A 17,695-nucleotide genomic window follows, 5' to 3' on the forward strand; every position below is an offset into this window, starting at 1 on the left:
TGTTCAAAACAAATTGAACTTCTGGTTGGAGGTGCGATGTCGAGTTCAATATTCGCGGAGCGTTTGCGCGAAGCCATGGAGCGACACGGCTTCAAACAGGTCGATATCGTGAGGGCCGCGCAAGCCGCGGGGTTCAGCCTCGGCAAAAGCCACGTCAGCCAATATGTCGCAGGGAAGACCGTACCGCGCGAGGAGACGTTGAACTTTCTCGCCGACACGCTTGAGGTCAGCGCGGACTGGCTGCGTGGAGCGGGTGGCGACGGACTCCCCGCGAAGGCGAAGCCGGACGACGATCAGTCCGGTTCGGACGCATCAACAAACTCATCCGTCAACCGATCAACCCGATCAACCCGATCCAATCCATCCCCCTCACTGCAAGGAGCGGCTCACATGCGTACCTTCGGCAAATCCCACAAGCTCGACAACGTGCTGTACGACGTGCGCGGACCGGTCGCCGACGAGGCGATGCGCATGGAGGCTGCGGGCACGCATATCCTCAAATTGAACATCGGCAATCCGGCACCGTTCGGATTCCGCACCCCGGACGAGGTGGTGTACGACATGGCGCAACAGCTGATCGAAACCGAGGGCTATTCGCCGGCCAAGGGCCTGTTCTCCGCGCGCAAGGCCATCATGCAGTACGCGCAGCTCAAGCATATTCCCAACGTGACCATCGAGGACATCTACACCGGCAACGGCGTAAGCGAGCTGATCAACCTGTCGCTGTCCGCCCTGCTCGACGACGGCGACGAGGTGCTCGTGCCCTCTCCAGACTATCCGCTGTGGACGGCCTGCGTGAACCTCGCCGGCGGCACCGCCGTGCATTACACCTGCGACGAGGAATCCGAATGGTTCCCCGATATCGACGACATGCGTTCCAAGATCACCGACCGCACCAAGGCGATTGTCATCATCAATCCGAACAATCCGACCGGCGCGCTCTACCCCAAGGAGATCCTCGAGCAGATCGTGCAGTTGGCGCGCGAGCACCAGCTCATCATCTTCTCCGACGAGATCTACGACCGCCTCGTCATGGACGGGTTGGAGCACATCTCCACGGCGTCGCTCGCCCCCGACCTGTTCTGCGTGACCTTCTCCGGCCTGTCGAAATCGCATATGATCGCCGGATGGCGCGTGGGATGGATGATTCTGTCGGGCAACAAACGCATCGCCAAGGACTATATCGAAGGCCTCACCATGCTGGCCAATATGCGCATGTGCTCGAATGTGCCGGCGCAGTCCATCGTGCAGACCGCCTTGGGCGGCCACCAGAGCGTCAAGGACTATGTGGTGCCGGGAGGCCGCGTGCACGACCAGCGCGATCTGGTGTACGACATGCTCAACGAGATCCCCGGCGTCACGGCGGTCAAGCCGAAGGCGGCCTTCTACATCTTCCCCAAACTCGACGTGAAGAAGTTCAACATCCACTCCGACGAGCAGTTCGCGCTGGATCTGCTGCACGACAAGCATATTCTCATCAGCCATGGCGGCGCGTTCAACTGGAAGAGCCCAGACCACTTCCGTGTGGTCTACCTGCCGCGCATGGGCATGCTGCGCGAGACCATAGGAGAGATCGGCGACTTCCTCAGCTACTACCGGCAGGTATGAGTCCGATTGACAACGATTTAACCACCCGAACCGATTAAACAACGCCATTATGCGGTTTTCGGGCCACTAAATCCGCAGGTGGTTAAAGCGTTGTAATTCGAAGACGAGAATGGCCCCGCACCGTGAAGTGCGGGGCCATTCGTCTTATCCTAGCGTGAGGCTAGCGAGCGGTCTCAGCCGTTGACGCGGTCGATGCCGGCCTGGACGTCGGCGAGCACCGAATCCCAGGACTTGATGAAGGCGGCGACGCCGTCGGCCTCAAGCTTGTCGGTGACGGCCTTGAAGTCGATGCCCAGCTCGGCGAGCTTGTCCATGATGGCGTGGCTCTCCTCATAGGTGCCGGCGATGGTCGGAGCGCCGTTGCCGTGATCGGCCAGGGCGTCCAGGGTCTTCTCCGGCATGGTGTTCACGATGAACGGGCCGACCAGCTCGTCCACATACAGGCAGTCGGAGTAGGCCGGGTTCTTGGTGCCGGTGGAGGCCCACAGCGGACGCTGCTTCTTGGCGCCCTTGGCTTCGAGGGCGGCCCAGTCGGCGGACTCGGCGAACTTCTTCTCGAACAGCTCGTAGGCGAGACGGGCGTTGGCGATGGCGGCCTTGCCTTCGAGGGCCTTGGCCTCATCGGTGCCGATCTCCTCGAGCTTGGCGTCGATGGCGGAATCCACACGGGACACGAAGAAGGAGGCGACGGAGCCGATGTGCTTGAGGTCATGGCCGTTGGCGTCGGCCTGCTTGATGCCCTCGATGTAGGCGTCGATGACCTGCTCGTAGCGCTCGAGCGAGAAGATCAGGGTGACGTTCACGGAGATGCCCTTGGCCAGGGTGGAGGTGATGGCCGGCAGGCCTTCGAGGGTGGCGGGGATCTTGATCATCGCGTTCGGGCGGTTGACCTTCTCCCACAGCTCCACGGCCTGGACCTCGGTGGCCTCGGTCTCGTGGGCCAGACGGGGATCGACCTCGATGGAGACGCGGCCGTCGACGAAGTCGGTGGCCTCGGCGATCTCGCGGAAGATGTCGGTGGCGTTGCGCACATCGGTGGTGGTGAGCTCGCGGATGGCGGTCTCGACGTCGACCTTGCCCAGTTCCTTGAGCTGCGCGTCGTACGGGCCGACCTGGCTCAGGGCCTTCTGGAAGATGGAGGGGTTGGTGGTCACGCCGACGACGTTCTTCTCGGCGATGAGCTCCTGCAGGTTGCCGGACTCGATGCGGGTGCGGGACAGGTCGTCCAGCCAGATCGAAACGCCGGAATCGGACGTGCGCTGAGTTGCTGCGGTCATTATTTCTCCTTAACTATTCCGTTATGGAATAAAACTTATGTGTGGACACGGGGAGGGCGTCACCTTGCGATGACGCCCTCGATGAGGTCACTTGGCGGCGGCGATGGAGGCCTTGGCGGCTTCCACGACATGCTCGGCGGTGATGCCGAGGTCGATCATGTTCTGCGCGCCATCGCCCTGCAGACCGAACTGCTCGATGGAGACGGGCTTGCCGTAGGAGCCGAGGTACTTGTACCACGGCATCGCCAGACCGGCCTCGACGGAGACGCGGGCCTTGACGGCGGCGGGGAGCACGGACTCCTTGTACTCGTCGCTCTGCTCCTCGAACCATTCGACGGACGGCATGGAGACGACGCGGGCCTTGACGCCCTCATCGGCCAGAGTCTTGGCGGCGGCGACGGCCCACTGGACCTCGGAGCCGGTGGCCATGATGATCACATCCGGGGTGCCCTCGGTGTCGACCAGCACGTAGCCGCCCTTCTTGACGCCTTCCTTGGCCTTGGCGGCGGTTTCGGCGAGCACCGGAACGCCCTGGCGGGTCAGGATCATCGCGGCCGGCAGCGTGTTGTCCTTCTCGAAGAAGGCGCGGTACGCTTCGGCGGTTTCGATGGCGTCGGCCGGACGCACGACCTCGAGCTGCGGGATGGCGCGGAAGGAGGCAAGGTGCTCGATCGGCTGGTGGGTCGGACCGTCCTCGCCGACGGCGACGGAGTCGTGGGACCACACGTACAGGTTCGGAATCTCCATCAGGGCGGCCAGACGCACGGCCGGACGCTCGTAGTCGGAGAACATGAAGAAGGTGCCGCCGAACGGACGGGTGTGGGAGCCGAGCAGGATGCCGTTGGTGATGGCGCCCATGGCGAACTCGCGCACGCCGAAGTGCAGCTGACGGCCGTACTTGTTGCACACCGGCCACTGCTTGGTGGCGCACTCCTCGGGGGCGAAGGTGGCCGCGCCCTTGAGATCGGTCTTGTTGGAGCCGCCGAGGTCGGCGGAGCCGCCCCAGAGTTCCGGCATGACGGCGGCGATCGCGTTGAGCACGGTGCCGGAGGCGCCACGGGTGGCGACGCCCTTGCCGACCTCGAAGGAGGCGACGGCCTCGTCGATGGCCTTGTCGAAGCCTTCGGGCAGCTCGCCGGCCTTGATGCGGTCGTACAGGGCGGCCTTGTCCGGGTTGGCCTCACGCCAGGCGTTGTACTGCTCGTCCCAGGCCTTGTGGGCCTCCTGGCCGCGGTCGGCGACCTTGCGGGCGTGGGCGAGGGCCTCCTCGTCGACGTGGAAGTTCTCTTCGGGATCGTAGCCGAGGAGCTTCTTCATGCCGGCGACGGCCTCGGCGCCGAGCTTGGAGCCGTGGGCGGAGGGATCGTTGGTCTTGCCCGGGGCGGGCCAGGCGATCAGGGTGTCGACCTTGATCAGTTTCGGCTGGTTCGGGGCGGCCTGCTGGGCCTTCTCGATCACGGCGGCCAGACCGTCGACGTCCTCCACGTAGGAGCCGTCGGGCTGGATGAAGCTGAACTCGTCGGTGTACCAGCCGTAGGCCTCGTAGCGCTTGAGCACATCCTCGGCGAGCACCAGGTTGGTGTCGCCTTCGATCTGGATGCGGTTGGCGTCGAAGATCACGGTCACGTTGCCGAGCTGCTGGTTGGCGGCGAGGGAGGCGGCTTCGCCGGAGATGCCCTCTTCGATATCGCCTTCACCGCAGATGACCCAGATGTTGTGGTCGAACGGGGAGGTGCCCTCCGGAGCCTCCGGATCGAGCAGGCCGCGCTCGAAACGCTGGCCGTAGGCGAAACCGATGGCGGAGGCGACGCCCTGGCCCAGCGGGCCGGTGGTCATCTCAATGCCCGGGGTCAGGCCATACTCGGGGTGGCCCGGGGTGCGGGTCTCGGCGCCGCCGCGGAAGTTCTTGAGGTCGTCCAGGGTCAGGCCGTAGCCGGACAGGTACAGCTGGACGTACTGCGTGAGGGAGGCGTGGCCGCCGGAAAGGATGAAGCGATCACGGCCTTCCCAGTTGGGATCGGTCGGATCGTGCTTGATGAAGTGCTGGTAGAGGGTGTAGGCGATGGGAGCCAGCGAGACGGGGGAGCCGGGATGGCCGTGGCCCGCCTTCTCGACTGCATCGGCCGAGAGGACCTTGGCCATCGTGATGGCGCGCTTGTCCAGTTCGGTCTCCTTGAATTCAGTCATAGGTGTCAACTTTCCTTCCAATAATTCGGGCGGCCTGTCACCGGCTTTGTGCCGGGCAGATTCGCCCTCACATTGCTCTATCATGCTACCCATTCGAGCAGACACCGTGTTGTATTTTGAGCGTGTTTTGGTAGCTTCTGTTTCGTTAGCGCTCACATTCCGTTTGACTTGATTCTCCACGGGTTAATCCACAAGCGTACTTAGCACTCATAGGCACCGAGTGCCAATACAATGGTCGAAAGACCAAGAGCGGGATCGACGGTACGAAGGAGGCGCGCATGACGCAATCGCGACGCATGCTAGTGTTGCGCGCCGTGGTCGAGGATTACATTCGCTCCCAGGAGCCGGTCGGATCGTCCGCGCTGACCAAACAGCATGATCTGGGCGTCAGCTCGGCCACCATCCGCAACGATATGGCCGCGCTTGAGGACGAGGGCTATCTGATCCAGCCGCACACCTCCGCAGGGAGAGTGCCCACGGAAAAGGGCTACCGTTATTTCGTGGACCGTCTGGCCACGGTGGTGCCGCTGTCCGCCGCGCAGCGACGCGGCATCGACAGTTTTCTCTCCGGCTCGGTCAGTCTGCAGGACACCCTGCGGCGCGCCGCACGGCTCTTATCCGAGATCACCGGCCAGGTCGCCGTCGTCGCGGCCCCTTCTCTGGCGAAATCCACCCTGCGCCATGTCGAGCTTGTGCCGGTGGCCATGAACACGCTGCTGGCGGTCGTCATCACCGACACCGGCCGCGTGGCGCAGCATACGATCGTGGTCAACCCCATGCCCGAACAGGACGCCGCCGCACGGTTCACCAACGCGGTGAACGCCGAAGCCGCGTCTTTGCCGCTGATGGCGGCGGCCCGCAAGGCGCGTTCCATGGCCGCCATGGCGCAATGGAAGGAACTGTCGCCGCTGGCGGAATCGCTGGCCCAAGCCTTCGAGAACATGGCCGACAGCGAGCGCACCAACGAGCTGTATATGTCCGGCACGTCCCGCCTGGCGCAGCAGCATGCCGCCATCGACGATCTGGCGCCGTTATTCGACGCGCTGGAGGAGCAGGTGATGCTGATGCGGCTGATGAGCGCGATGCCGAGGCATGACGGCGTCGGCGTGGCGATCGGTTCGGAAACGCATACGCCCGGACTGCTGCACGCCTCGGTGGTCGCCAGCGGATACGGGCAGACCAAAACGCGGACCGGTGGCGGGGAAGACCACGACGCCGCCGACGGAAGTTCCCCCGATCGCCGCAACAGTGACATGAATCCCTCGAGGACGTCGAAACAAAGCGGCGATATGATCGACCGGCACACGGCATACGACGAGCATGCCGTACAGACGGACGATATCGGGCAGAACGACGCGGAACCGGTGGCGTTCGTGGGGTCCATCGGGCCGACCCATATGGACTACGCCGCCACCATAGCGGCCGTCCAGGCGGTCGCACGCTATCTGACGGCGTCGCTCGCCCATGGGGATGATGGTGACTGACCCCGCCTTGTGGCACAATATCCCGCGGTACTTTACGGCATAACGGAACGAACAGAAGGACACGATCTGTGGCAGATTACTACGAGACGCTGGGCGTGGATCGCGCCGCCAGCGACGACGAGATCAAAAAGGCATATCGCAAGCTCAGCCGCAAATACCATCCCGACATCGCCGGCCCCGAATTCGAGGACAAGTTCAAAGAGGTGAACAACGCCTACGAGGTGCTGTCCGACCCCGACAAGCGGCGCATGTACGACCAGGGCGTCGACCCGAACAACCCCAACGCCGGCGGGTTCGGCGGATTCTCCAACATGGGGGATATGGGTGACATCTTCGGACAGTTCTTCGGCGGGGCGTTCGGAGGAGGCACCTCCGGCCCCGTTCCGCGCACCCAGCCCGGCCGTGACGCGCTGGCGAGCGCCAGCATCGATCTGAGGACGGCCGTGTTCGGCGGCACCGCGCATGTGAGGATCAACACCTTCTCCCTGTGCCAGGAATGCTCCGGCGCGGGCACGAGCAACGGCGCGCAGCCGACCACCTGCCCCGACTGCAATGGCCAGGGCTTCCGTCAGAAGGTCGTGCGCACCATGCTCGGCCAGATGATGACCTCCGCCCCCTGCGAGCGCTGCGAGGGCCACGGCACCGTGATCAACAATCCCTGCCCGAGCTGCATGGGCCACGGCCGCGTGCGCACCACACGCAACGTCGGCGTGACGGTGCCCGCCGGCATCAACGACAACTCCCGTCTGCGTCTGGCCAATCAGGGCGAGGTGGGCGAGGGCGGCGGCGCGGCCGGCGATCTGTACGTCGACGTGCATATCCGCGCCGACAAGCAGTTCACACGAGACGGCGACGATCTGCACTGCTGGATCCAGGTGCCGATGAGCTGGGCGGTGCTCGGCCATGACCTCACCATCGACACCTTCGACGGCCAGCAGACCATCTCCGTGCCCGCCGGATGCCAGCCCGAGGATACGGTCACGATCAAGGGCCTGGGCGTGACGCGCATGCGGCAGTCGGACGAGCGCGGCGACCTCGTGGCGCATGTGGCCGTGCAGGTGCCCACCAAGCTGTCCGATTCGGAACGCGCGCTGATGGAGCAGTTCGCCGCCAGCCACGACGCCGACGCCTCGCATGTGGCGCAATCCTCGCGCCCCTCCGTCACGGGATCCAAAAAGGGCTTCTTCTCCAAACTCAAGGACGCTCTGAGCTGACGGATTCCCAAGGCCAGAGGATAAAAAACGACCGGGCGGTTCCGCTTCACGACATGAAGTCTCGGAACGGAACCGTCCGTTTTTTACGATTCCGCAGGTTCGCGCGCGATCTCTCCGCGTCGGACGCATCGCAGCGCGACGATATAGATCGCGTCGAAGATGAAGCAGATGATTCCCGTCACCACAATGAACAGGTTGCCTTCCATACCTCCGATGATCGTGGGCGTCAGCGTTCCGACACATTTGCTTACGGCGATCAGCATCGACTGGCCACGGGAGCCGCCGCGATCGCGCAGCATGTACAGGTAGCAGACGCTCATAATCAGGTTCTGCAGGAAGGCCGAGTATTTCTCGCCTTCCACGTCTCCGAACTGCACGACGAACAGCAGCTGCAGAACCAGGCAGCTGGCGAACACGAGCACCGACCATGGCACGAAGAACCGGCGTTCCGCATCGGTTGTGCACTCCGACCTCGCGAATTTGAAGTACGTCACCACGATGGCGATGTCCAGAAGGAACCAGGCGGCGTTGGCGACGGCCTGGGCGCTGATCTCGCCGCGCACGAAAAAGTCGAGCCCCGAATAGATGCCTTCCCACGCGATGTTCAACGCCAGTGCGAACAAGGGCATAGCGCAGAGTTTTTGCCTGAATCCTATGCGGATGCTGTCGATGTACACCGCCGACCAGCAGACGCCGCTGATGGCCACCAGAACGAGTCTGAGCATCTCCATGGCCTCTATCCTTTCCGCTCCGAAGTGATTTGATACACCCGTCCGTTCATGAAGTCTTTCAGCAGCGAAGCGAGTTCATCGGTTCCCACCGAATCATCGCGTTGAAACCACAGCACCAACATCTGGGCGATGGCGCCGGCAAGCATCGCCTCGCTGTAGGGGAACAGATCGGTCCGCTCGTCCTCCCGTACGAACCTGCCGGCGAAAAGCGCGACGCAGGCGGATATCTCCTCAAACACGATACCGGTCAAGCGATTGTCGACCATCGCTTTGAGCACATCGCGCTTGGACTCCACCACGGAGACGAAACCATCCACGATGTCGTCGATCGTAACCGCGTCCAGCGCGCAGATCGATCGGAAACGCTCCTCATACGCGCTTCGCAGACAATAGTGGAGCACCTCGTCTTTGTCGCCGAACATGTTGTAGAAAGTTTGGCGGGAAAGTTGCGCACGGGCACAGATGTCGCCCACCGAGATCCTGCCATAGGGCTTCTCCAGCATCAGTTTTTCGAGCGCCTCCGCAAGCCATGCCTGCGAGCGCAACGCCGTACTGTTATCGCCTTCGTATCTGCTCATTCGACCTTTCCGCCTATCGTCTCCAATAACGTTGACATCTGTCAATGTGGGCTTCAGGCTACCACCATACTTTACATCTGTCAACGTTTCTTGTCGAACGAAAAACCACCGCTTCGCGGATGCCGCTCATACCCATCGGCATAACCGCGGGACGCATAAAAAAGCCGGCCTCCTGCGAAATGGGGAGGCCGGCTTGCCATCATGCAACTCCGCCGATCACAGCAGGGAGCGGCACATGGCGCGGTATTCGCTCACGTAGCCGCCGCCGAAGAACACGCAGTGGCCGGCGATGGGGTAGAGCTGCCACAGGGTGGTGCGTTCCTGATAGCCGGCTTTGAGCGGATGCACGGACTGGTAGCCTTCGATGATCTGCGTCAGATAGCTCATGCCGAACAGATGCAGCATGGCGAGATCCTCCTCGCGGTGGCCGCCGTGCGCGGCCGGGTCGATGAGCACGGCCTCGGTCTCGCCGGTATCGGCGGTCCACATCACGTTGCCGCTCCACAGGTCGCCGTGGATGCGGGCCGGTTTGTCGTCGGCCGCGCGTCCCATGATGTCCGGCAGCGCGTCGATCACACGCTGGGTGAGTTCCAGGTCTCCGCGGTCGAGCGTGCCGCGGCGGATGCCCATCTCGACCATGGGCAGCAGTCGCCCTTCGGCCAGATAGCTGATCGGATCGGTCCATTCGCCGGTGTCCATCGGCACGGGATCCTGCAACGGGCCGAAATAGCACACGCCATCATACCCTTCGGGCGCGGAGCCGAAATACTCGGCGCCGGCGTCATGCATGCGGGCGAGCGCCGCGCCGAACGCGGTGGCTGCCTGCGCGGTGGGGGAGGTCGCCGCGATGCGTTCGATGTCGAGATGGCCGTCGCCCCAACCGTAGACCTCGGCCACACGCGGACCGCCCTGTGCACGGGCCGCGCCCAACCATTTGAGCCCCTTGCCTTCGCATTCGAAGAACCCCGCCGGGGAAAACGCCCTGCTTTTGCGATATTTCGCCATAACCGCTCCTTGCTTCCATCCGTAAAAACCGCTTTTATTGTGGGCATTGTGCAAGACAAGAAGTCCGATGATTCCATTCTTAGACCCCCTTGAGTAGGCTGGGGTCGGCAAGAACATCATCGAGCACTTGAAGAGGGGCTATGAATTTCTTTCAGGCGATTATTCTGGGACTGGTGCAGGCGTTGACCGAATACCTGCCGGTCTCGTCGAGCGCGCATATCCGTATCATCGGCGATCTGATGATCGGCTCGGATCCGGGCGCCGCGTTCACCGCCATCATCCAGTTGGGCACCGAGCTGGCGGTGATCCTGTATTTCCGACATGACATCATCCGCATTCTCACCCATTGGTTCGGCAGCCTGTTCGGCAAGGACGGCAAGGATTGGAAAAGCCGTCTGGGCGCGAAGGACCGCGACACGCAGATGGGCTGGTTCATCATCGTGGGCACGCTGCCGATTCTGGTGGCCGGCCTGCTGTTCAAGGATATGATCGAGACCTCGCTGCGCAACCTGTGGATCACGGTGACCGTGCTCGCCGTGTTCGGTGTGCTGCTGTGGGTGTTCGACGCACGTTCCAAGCAGATCAAAACCATGAACCAGATGACCATGAAGGACGCGCTGCTGTTCGGCGTGGGCCAGATGCTCGCCCTGATTCCGGGCGTCTCGCGTTCCGGCGGCACCATCACCTTCGGCCGCGCGCTGGGATACACCCGTGAGGCCGCGGTGCGTGTGAGCTTCCTGATGGCCATTCCGGCCGTGTTCGGCGCGGGCATCCTCGAAACCGTCAGCGCCGTCAAGGACGTCGCCGCGGGCGAGGCCGGCATGTTCCCGGGCTGGGGCCCGACCATCGCCGCCGCCATCGTCGCCTTCATCGTGGGGTATATCGTGATCATCGGCTTCCTGAAGTTCGTGAGCACCTTCTCCTACAAGGCCTTCGCCATCTACCGCATCGGTCTGGCCGTGGTCGTGGCGCTGCTGCTCATCACCGGCGTGCTGCCCGCCATCGACCCCTCCGTGGCGTAGCGGATTCCGCCGGCGCGCCATATACGTGGAACGCCGCGTTCTCACCGATTCGTTTCGGTGGGAACGCGGCGTTTTTCTTAAAGTGAAGGCGCGTCGGGCATGGACACGGTGATAGGTTTCGGTATACTCTGAGCCGATTCACGCACACATCCGTCCGCGAGCGAAAGGGGAGTCCGCACATGCGCCAGGGATTCGATAACGATAAGTACATCGAGCTGCAGGCCAAGCACATCCGCGAGCGGATCGAACAGTTCGGAGGCAAGCTCTACCTCGAGTTCGGCGGCAAGCTCTTCGACGACTACCATGCGAGCCGCGTGCTGCCCGGATTCGCCCCCGACTCGAAATTTCGCATGCTGGAGAGCATGACCGACGACGTGGAGATCGTCATCGCCATCAACGCGAACGACATCGAAAAAAGCAAGGTACGCGGAGACCTGGGCATCACCTACGACGAGGATGTGCTGCGCCTGACGGACATCTTCCGCGGCTACGGATTCTATGTGGGATCCGTGGTGCTCACCCAGTACGCCGGCCAGAGCGCGGCCGACGTGTTCCGCCGCCGCCTGGAGGAACTGGGCATCACCTGCTACACGCACTATCCCATCAAGGGATATCCGCATGATATCGACCTGATCGTGTCCGACGAAGGCTACGGCAGGAACGATTACATCGCCACGACGCGTCCGCTTGTGGTGGTGACGGCCCCCGGCCCCGGTTCGGGCAAGCTCGCGACATGCCTGTCGCAGCTCTACCACGAGCACCAGCGCGGCATCGACGCCGGCTACGCCAAGTTCGAGACCTTCCCCATCTGGAACCTGCCGCTGAACCATCCGGTCAACATCGCATACGAGGCCGCCACGGTGGACCTCAGCGACGCGAACATCATCGACCCCTTCCACTTGGAGGCATACGGCAAGACCACGGTGAATTACAACCGCGACGTCGAGGCGTTCCCGGTGCTGCGCGCCATGATGGAGAGGATCCAGGGGGAGAGCCCCTACCAGAGCCCCACCGACATGGGCGTGAACATGGCCGGATACGCCATCGTGGACGACGACGCCTGCCGTGAGGCCGCCAAGATGGAGATCGTGCGCCGCTACTTCCAGACCGCCGTGAACCTGAAGCGCACGGGTGTGGGCGGCGAGCAGGTCGACAAGCTCAAGCTGATCATGAAGAAAGCGGGCGTGGATAAGGATTTCTCGCCGGCCCGCTCAGCCGCCCTGCTCAAGGAGGAGACCACGGGCGCTCCGGCGGGTGCCATGATCCTGCCCGACGGCACCGTGGTGACGGGCAAGACGTCCACACGCCTGGGTGCCGCGAGCTCGCTGCTCATGAACGCCCTCAAGGCGGTCGCCGGCGTGGATATGGAGCTCGAGGTCATCTCGAACGACGCCATCGAACCCATCAGCCGTTTGAAAACCCGCCAGCTGGGCAGCAAGAATCCGCGGTTGCACTCCGACGAGACCCTGATCGCACTGTCGATCACCAGCGCGACGAGCGAGGACGCCGCGCGCACCCTCGCCGCGCTTGAGCGGCTGCGCGGCTGCGACGCGTTCTTCTCGGTGATCATTTCGGCTATCGACGAGCAGATCTACCGCAAGCTGGGCATCAATGTGTGCTGCGAGCCCAAATACGAGCGTCACGCCTTGTACCACCGTTAAACGCGCGAACCGCGCAGAACATACTGAACGCCTTTTCTGGGCATATCGGAATAGGAGTAGGCTTGCTCCCGCATCGGGATGTGGTCTGTCGCGAGAAGCGACGGCATCGCCGGACAGGTCCGGACAAGCCAGTGGCGTTGGCCCTATACTTGCGGGTATGGTTGAGCGAATTCGGGTGGCGGTGGCGGACGATGACGGCTGCGCGCTGATGGGGCTTATGGCGGTGCTGAGGCGGAGGCTGCCGCGGGTCGTGCTCGCCTGGTCGGAGACGACGGGTCATGGGGCGGTTCGGCGTGCTTTGGATCCGATGAACGATGCCGATATTCTGCTTATGGATATGAGGATGGGTGATATGTCGGGGCTGATGGCCTGTCGTGCGATCAGGTCGCGCGACGGGAGTCTTCCGATATTGGCCGTCACGGCGTTTTCGCTGGCGTACTACGCGCGCCGTGCCGCCGAGGCGGGCGCGCAGGGCATCGTGGGGAAAAACGATTTCGATGGCATGGACGCCGCGATCGGCGATATTCTCCATCACCAGGCGATGGGCGTTCGTTTGGACGTATCCGAGTCCGTCTCGTTCGATTCCGCGCGACGGGCTTATCTTCGGCTGGCGGGGGACATGGAGCCGACCGTCGTTGACCTTTCCACGCGTGAGCGGGAGATCGTCGAACAGTACGCCCAGGCGAACAAGCCCGCCGTCATCGCGCGGAATCTCGGCATTTCGGCGGGGTCGGTCAAAACCTATCTCGATAGGGCGCAAAACCGTTTGGGATTGTCGTCTCGGGCGGATCTTGTGGAGTATTGGTGGCAGCGTTCATGACGGAGGGCCATATGGGGAATGTCCCGAGGCGGCTTTTGCCTGATATGCGACGTTGGAGAGACCGAGGTCCGAGTTCGACCGCGGATTGGGTCATCGTCTGCCTAGCTATGGTAGTGCTGTGCTTGGCGATCGCCGATTGGGTGATCAATCCTCCCCGCACTTGGTTCGGTATGTTGTGCTCGCTGGGGTATTGCCTTGCCGTGGCGCTTTTGCCGTGTTGTGGATTCAAAGCGGCTTGGGCGGTCGTGGTTCTGGTGTCCGTCGGCAATCTCGGCGCGGGCATCGACTCGTCCGGTCCCAACAGCACATGGGGACTGCTGCTGGCGATTGTGGCGTTGGGGCGGAACGCGCGGTATTGGGAGGGCGCGGTCGCGATCGCGTCCGTTGTCGCAACCGTGACCGTTGCGACGATTCGGTTCCCCGACGTTATGGGATTCAGTGTGCCCGATGGGATTGTGAACTTCGCCATCGGATTGTTCGCCACGTATTTGGTCGGGGTGGCGGTCCGACGGTCCGACGACAAACGGAAACGCGATGAGACGGAACGGCTGCTTGCCCGGACTCGTCGCGATATCGCTACGGCTTCATACTTCCATGATGCGGTTTCGGGAAGACTGACGCATATTCTCGTGGCGGCCGAAAAGGTCAGACGGGAACACCCCGACGAATACGATCGGATGGGATGGCGGGAAGTGGAGCGAGAGGCATCCGACGCCCTGCGTGAGCTGCACCGCGCGATCGACACGATGAACCGAGAATCCTCATCCGTTGGTGACGGGCTTTCCCTGCCATTGGCTGACGCCATCGAATCCGTCACTGCGGCATGCGACAAACGGCTCAAGGAGTTGGGATACACCGGCGATACACAGATCAGAGGAGTGTGTGCGGCCGTCCTTGACGAGCGTGCGGATGAGATTATCGCGTTGTTGCGGGAGTTGTACATCAACATTGAGCGGCATTGCGAACCGTCCGGCACAACGTACCGTATGCGCATCGGCCTCCGGCCTGAGGCGGTGACCATCACGCAAAGCAACGATTGCCCACAAGGGCCGTCTCGATGGATTTCCCCTCCGGCGTCGGGCAGCGGTCTGAGGCTGCACCGCGCTCGGATCGAATCCTTCGGAGGCGAGATGCGAACGAATCGGGACGACGGACAGTGGCATGTGTTCTGCAGAATGCCTTTGGCCTAGATGCCCGATGGTTAACGACCGCAAAGCCACCAAAGAAATGCGGGGCATGAGGAAATTACTTTACGCATAAACGGGTTTCTCCTCTGAAAGCCCATTTCTTAGTGGTCCCACAGTATTGACCAATAACGGAATTATTAATGCTGTCCCCTAAATAGGGGACAAAAACAGCGGACGCCTTGCTAAATTAGGATGATGGAAAAGGTTTTCGATTCAACGGTCGAAGGCCAGTGTTGTCAGGGATAGTGCGCCGCGGCACTGATACCAGTGTTTATTCTGCCGCTACGGATTATCTCGAAAAGAGACTACACAAGTCCGAGAGCTAAATGAGATGAAAGATGGGATCGACTCCATGAAGAGAGGAGCGAATATGCACGGCATCATCGCGCATACGCAACGCAACGCGTATCGCACTGCGTTCAAAGGAAGCGCCGCCCTGCTGGCGAGTCTGTGGATGGTCGCGGCGTTGTCCGGCTGCGGTGGCGGCGATGGCGCCGCCAGTCCGGCGGGGGGGCAGACATTCGAAGAGGAGGTGGCTTCGGCGGAGCGGTATGGTCCGCTGGTCGATGATTGGAAGGCTGAACTTGAATCGGGGGATTTGAGCGATTTCGAACGCGGGGTGTTGCAGCGGGCGGTCGAGACCGGCCGGATCTCGCAGGATGATTACGAGCAGGCCCAGGCGTTGTACGTGCGGTGCATGGAGACCAGCGGATACGACCATCTGGTGTTCGACAAGCTGCCCAACGGGTTGTATTCACTGTCCGACGAGTCGCAGACCGATGACGGGTATTTCGACGCGGTGATGACATGCTCGCAGGGCACCACTTCCGTCATCGAGGCGGAATACCGCGACCAGCAGGACAACCCTGATCGGTACAAGGACAGAGGAATCGTGGCGGTGCAGTGCCTGCGCGAGGCCGGAGTCGTGGATGATTCCTATACCGCGGCCCAGTTCAACAGCGGTTTGGACCGTTTGTCATCGTCGCGTTCCTCGGGATCGGGAGGGAACCCGTCGGCGGCGTTCGGCTTCCCCGTGGATTCGGATGACGAGCAGACGCTGTTCTGCATTTCGTTGGGCGGATTGAGTCTCGGCGGCGATTTCGGCTCCGACTCCGACGAATAGGGGGCATCCATGGTGGGGAAGAAAGAAGGACGGTCCGCAAAGTTCGGCGGGGATTCGCGGCTTCGGGTTCGGAATCGCCCGGCGTTTCTGGCGTTGTTGTGCGTGGCGTGTCTGGTCGTCGGACTGGCGGTCGGTTATGCTCTGGTTCCGTCTCCCGTGCCGGATGCGCTTCGCGCGCCGTCTGATTCGGGGAGCGTGCCCGTCGTGGAGGAGTCGTTCGATGACGAGCGGACTGTCGTGGCCGTTCCCCAAGTGGACCAAGGACAGAGTCTTGCCTGGCAGGGCGGCGGCACGGTGACGTCGCTTTCCGTGGGCGATGGGTCGACGATCGAATCGGGATCATCCCCGTTCTCGGTCGATGGAACGCCGGTGGTCGCCTTGTACACCGAGGTGCCCTTGTACCGCGATCTGCAGGCCGGCATGTCCGGCGGGGACGTCGGCGCGTTGCGTGACGAATTGGTCCGTCTGGGCTATGCCGCGCAGGTGGACGGCGCGTCGCATGACGTGTTCGATTCCTCGCTGTGGTGGGCCGTGGCGGCGTTGCAGGAGACCCATGGCTTGGAACAGACCGGTGTGGTGTCGTTGCAGGGCGTGCTGTGGTTGCCGCGCCAGTCCGTGGTGTTGGAGGATTGCATGCTGGTCCGGGGCCAGGCCGCGCCGCAGGAGATCGGCGTGATGGCGTCGTCCATCCAGTCCATCGACGTCACGCTGCCGGACACGCTGGCGCAGGGGGAGCGTGTCGTCACAATCGCGGGGGAGGAGACCGCTCTGCCTGAGGACGGTCGGATTGTGGACGAGGCGTTCCTCGACAAGGTCGAAGGGACTTCGCAGTTCGCCGTATGGCTGATGACGGACGAAGGGCAGCGTTCGGGTTTGGACGCGACCATACGGCTTAAAGAGCCGATAACGGCGTTGAAGGTGCCCGCAGGTTCGGTGTTCTCGATTCTCGACGGGGTCGGTTGCGTCAGGCATGACGGCGAGGCGGTGCCCGTCCGGCTGTACGGTTCGCAGAACGGATATGCGATGGTCGGACTGTTGGACGGTTCCGTTGCGTCCGGACTGCGGTCGGTGGATGTTGCCGACGGAAGCTCCGACATCACCTGTCCAGCGACGGCGGGGGAGACGGACGGCAAGGGAGACGCCGCCGGGGAGGAAGCCTGATGGCAGGCGGTGGCGAGGCGACCCGCGGAGTCGAGGTCGACGATCTGGGGCACCGGTTCGCGGGCTCGCCGTTCCTGTGGAGGCATGTGTCGTTCGCTGTGCGCGACGGCGAGATACTCGCGTTGTGCGGACGGTCGGGCTGCGGCAAATCGACGATGCTGTCGATTATCGCCGGTTGGGAGAATCCGACGGAGGGCGTGGTGCGCAGGGGAGAGCCGTGCCGGATCTCCTGGGTGTTCCAGAACCCGTATGGGGCGGCGTGGCGCACGGTGCTCGACATCGCGGCCTATCCGCTGCTCGCGGCCGGACACACGCGCTCATACGCCGAGGAGCAGGCCAGAAGCATATTGGATTCCTTCGGCCTGTCGGCGCTGGAGAACCGCCTGTTCCAGGAATTGTCGGGCGGTGAGGCGCAGCGGCTGATGCTGGTGCGGGCCATCAACGCGCAGCCTGACGTGTTGCTGGTGGACGAGCCGACCGCGCAGTTGGACACGCGTACGGCCGATCTGGTCAACTCCACGTTGTCGCAGCTCGCGCGCTCCGGAGCCGCGGTCATCATCGCCACGCACGACCCGCGCACCTGCGAAGCATGCGACCGCGTCATCGACCTTGACCTGTATGCCAGATCGGAGTGAGC

Annotated in this window: 15 protein-coding genes; 10 read left to right on the forward strand and 5 right to left on the reverse strand. The window is 62.8% G+C overall.

Annotated elements, in window-relative coordinates:
* Positions 1-36: 36 nt before the first annotated feature.
* Entirely contained in the window at positions 37-1,608 is a 1,572-nt protein-coding gene (locus tag BE0216_RS01590; RefSeq protein ID WP_169714246.1) for an aminotransferase class I/II-fold pyridoxal phosphate-dependent enzyme, read from the forward strand.
* Between the two features lie 173 nt (positions 1,609-1,781).
* Here BE0216_RS01590 and tal read toward each other — a convergent pair whose 3' ends face one another.
* Positions 1,782-2,885, reverse strand: coding sequence for a transaldolase (tal, locus tag BE0216_RS01595; RefSeq protein ID WP_072725995.1), 1,104 nt, complete (start codon positions 2,883-2,885; stop codon positions 1,782-1,784).
* An 87-nt stretch (positions 2,886-2,972) separates the two neighbouring features.
* On the reverse strand, positions 2,973-5,072 hold the full coding sequence (gene tkt / locus BE0216_RS01600; protein WP_094636221.1) for a transketolase: 2,100 nt from the start codon (positions 5,070-5,072) through the stop codon (positions 2,973-2,975).
* A 278-nt stretch (positions 5,073-5,350) separates the two neighbouring features.
* On the opposite strand from tkt, the gene hrcA reads away from it, so the two are divergent.
* Both hrcA and dnaJ read left to right on the forward strand, forming a co-directional pair.
* Positions 5,351-6,556: a heat-inducible transcriptional repressor HrcA gene (gene hrcA, locus BE0216_RS01605; RefSeq protein WP_094636220.1), complete on the forward strand. Its 1,206-nt coding sequence runs from the start codon at positions 5,351-5,353 to the stop codon at positions 6,554-6,556.
* 68 nt (positions 6,557-6,624) lie between these two features.
* Entirely contained in the window at positions 6,625-7,770 is a 1,146-nt protein-coding gene (dnaJ, locus tag BE0216_RS01610; protein ID WP_094636219.1) for a molecular chaperone DnaJ, read from the forward strand.
* A gap of 83 nt (positions 7,771-7,853) precedes the next feature.
* Here dnaJ and BE0216_RS01615 read toward each other — a convergent pair whose 3' ends face one another.
* From BE0216_RS01615 to BE0216_RS01625, 3 genes are all read right to left on the reverse strand, one after another.
* On the reverse strand, positions 7,854-8,501 hold the full coding sequence (locus BE0216_RS01615; RefSeq protein ID WP_211279901.1) for a transmembrane-type terpene cyclase: 648 nt from the start codon (positions 8,499-8,501) through the stop codon (positions 7,854-7,856).
* A gap of 5 nt (positions 8,502-8,506) precedes the next feature.
* Positions 8,507-9,163: a TetR family transcriptional regulator gene (locus tag BE0216_RS01620; protein WP_143249270.1), complete on the reverse strand. Its 657-nt coding sequence runs from the start codon at positions 9,161-9,163 to the stop codon at positions 8,507-8,509.
* Between the two features lie 132 nt (positions 9,164-9,295).
* Positions 9,296-10,084 (reverse strand): fructosamine kinase family protein, encoded by a 789-nt coding sequence (locus BE0216_RS01625; protein WP_094636217.1) that lies wholly within the window; start codon positions 10,082-10,084, stop codon positions 9,296-9,298.
* Positions 10,085-10,224: 140 nt separating this feature from the next.
* On the opposite strand from BE0216_RS01625, the gene BE0216_RS01630 reads away from it, so the two are divergent.
* From BE0216_RS01630 to BE0216_RS01660, 7 genes are all read left to right on the forward strand, one after another.
* The gene (locus BE0216_RS01630; RefSeq protein ID WP_072726006.1) at positions 10,225-11,106 is read left to right on the forward strand and encodes an undecaprenyl-diphosphate phosphatase; all 882 of its coding nucleotides are present in this window, start codon (positions 10,225-10,227) and stop codon (positions 11,104-11,106) included.
* 179 nt (positions 11,107-11,285) lie between these two features.
* Complete coding sequence (locus tag BE0216_RS01635) at positions 11,286-12,767, forward strand: DUF1846 domain-containing protein (RefSeq protein WP_094636216.1); 1,482 nt, start codon at positions 11,286-11,288, stop codon at positions 12,765-12,767.
* A gap of 157 nt (positions 12,768-12,924) precedes the next feature.
* Entirely contained in the window at positions 12,925-13,587 is a 663-nt protein-coding gene (locus tag BE0216_RS01640; protein WP_094636215.1) for a response regulator transcription factor, read from the forward strand.
* Positions 13,588-13,694: 107 nt separating this feature from the next.
* Positions 13,695-14,777, forward strand: coding sequence for a sensor histidine kinase (locus BE0216_RS01645; protein ID WP_143249269.1), 1,083 nt, complete (start codon positions 13,695-13,697; stop codon positions 14,775-14,777).
* A 367-nt stretch (positions 14,778-15,144) separates the two neighbouring features.
* Positions 15,145-15,897 carry a hypothetical protein gene (locus BE0216_RS01650; protein ID WP_094636213.1) on the forward strand — a complete coding sequence of 251 codons (753 nt, stop codon included), beginning with the start codon at positions 15,145-15,147 and terminating at the stop codon, positions 15,895-15,897.
* Positions 15,898-15,999: 102 nt separating this feature from the next.
* The gene (locus tag BE0216_RS01655; protein WP_158217176.1) at positions 16,000-17,058 is read left to right on the forward strand and encodes a peptidoglycan-binding protein; all 1,059 of its coding nucleotides are present in this window, start codon (positions 16,000-16,002) and stop codon (positions 17,056-17,058) included.
* Positions 17,058-17,693, forward strand: coding sequence for an ATP-binding cassette domain-containing protein (locus BE0216_RS01660; RefSeq protein ID WP_094636211.1), 636 nt, complete (start codon positions 17,058-17,060; stop codon positions 17,691-17,693). The genes BE0216_RS01655 and BE0216_RS01660 overlap by 1 nt, the downstream gene beginning before the upstream one ends.
* Positions 17,694-17,695 lie beyond the last annotated feature (2 nt).

This window comes from Bifidobacterium eulemuris (assembly GCF_014898155.1).
GTDB classification, from domain to species: domain Bacteria; phylum Actinomycetota; class Actinomycetes; order Actinomycetales; family Bifidobacteriaceae; genus Bifidobacterium; species Bifidobacterium eulemuris.

Excerpts from the sequence above, each read along its gene's own strand:
- BE0216_RS01590 (WP_169714246.1), top strand. The coding sequence starts at position 37 with ATGTCGAGTTCAATATTCGCGGAGCGTTTGCGCGAAGCCATGGAGCGA.
- tal (WP_072725995.1), bottom strand. The coding sequence starts at position 2,885 with ATGACCGCAGCAACTCAGCGCACGTCCGATTCCGGCGTTTCGATCTGG.
- tkt (WP_094636221.1), bottom strand. The coding sequence starts at position 5,072 with ATGACTGAATTCAAGGAGACCGAACTGGACAAGCGCGCCATCACGATG.
- hrcA (WP_094636220.1), top strand. The coding sequence starts at position 5,351 with ATGACGCAATCGCGACGCATGCTAGTGTTGCGCGCCGTGGTCGAGGAT.
- BE0216_RS01615 (WP_211279901.1), bottom strand. The coding sequence starts at position 8,501 with ATGGAGATGCTCAGACTCGTTCTGGTGGCCATCAGCGGCGTCTGCTGG.
- BE0216_RS01625 (WP_094636217.1), bottom strand. The coding sequence starts at position 10,084 with ATGGCGAAATATCGCAAAAGCAGGGCGTTTTCCCCGGCGGGGTTCTTC.
- BE0216_RS01630 (WP_072726006.1), top strand. The coding sequence starts at position 10,225 with ATGAATTTCTTTCAGGCGATTATTCTGGGACTGGTGCAGGCGTTGACC.
- BE0216_RS01635 (WP_094636216.1), top strand. The coding sequence starts at position 11,286 with ATGCGCCAGGGATTCGATAACGATAAGTACATCGAGCTGCAGGCCAAG.
- BE0216_RS01640 (WP_094636215.1), top strand. The coding sequence starts at position 12,925 with ATGGTTGAGCGAATTCGGGTGGCGGTGGCGGACGATGACGGCTGCGCG.
- BE0216_RS01645 (WP_143249269.1), top strand. The coding sequence starts at position 13,695 with ATGGTAGTGCTGTGCTTGGCGATCGCCGATTGGGTGATCAATCCTCCC.
- BE0216_RS01650 (WP_094636213.1), top strand. The coding sequence starts at position 15,145 with ATGCACGGCATCATCGCGCATACGCAACGCAACGCGTATCGCACTGCG.
- BE0216_RS01660 (WP_094636211.1), top strand. The coding sequence starts at position 17,058 with ATGGCAGGCGGTGGCGAGGCGACCCGCGGAGTCGAGGTCGACGATCTG.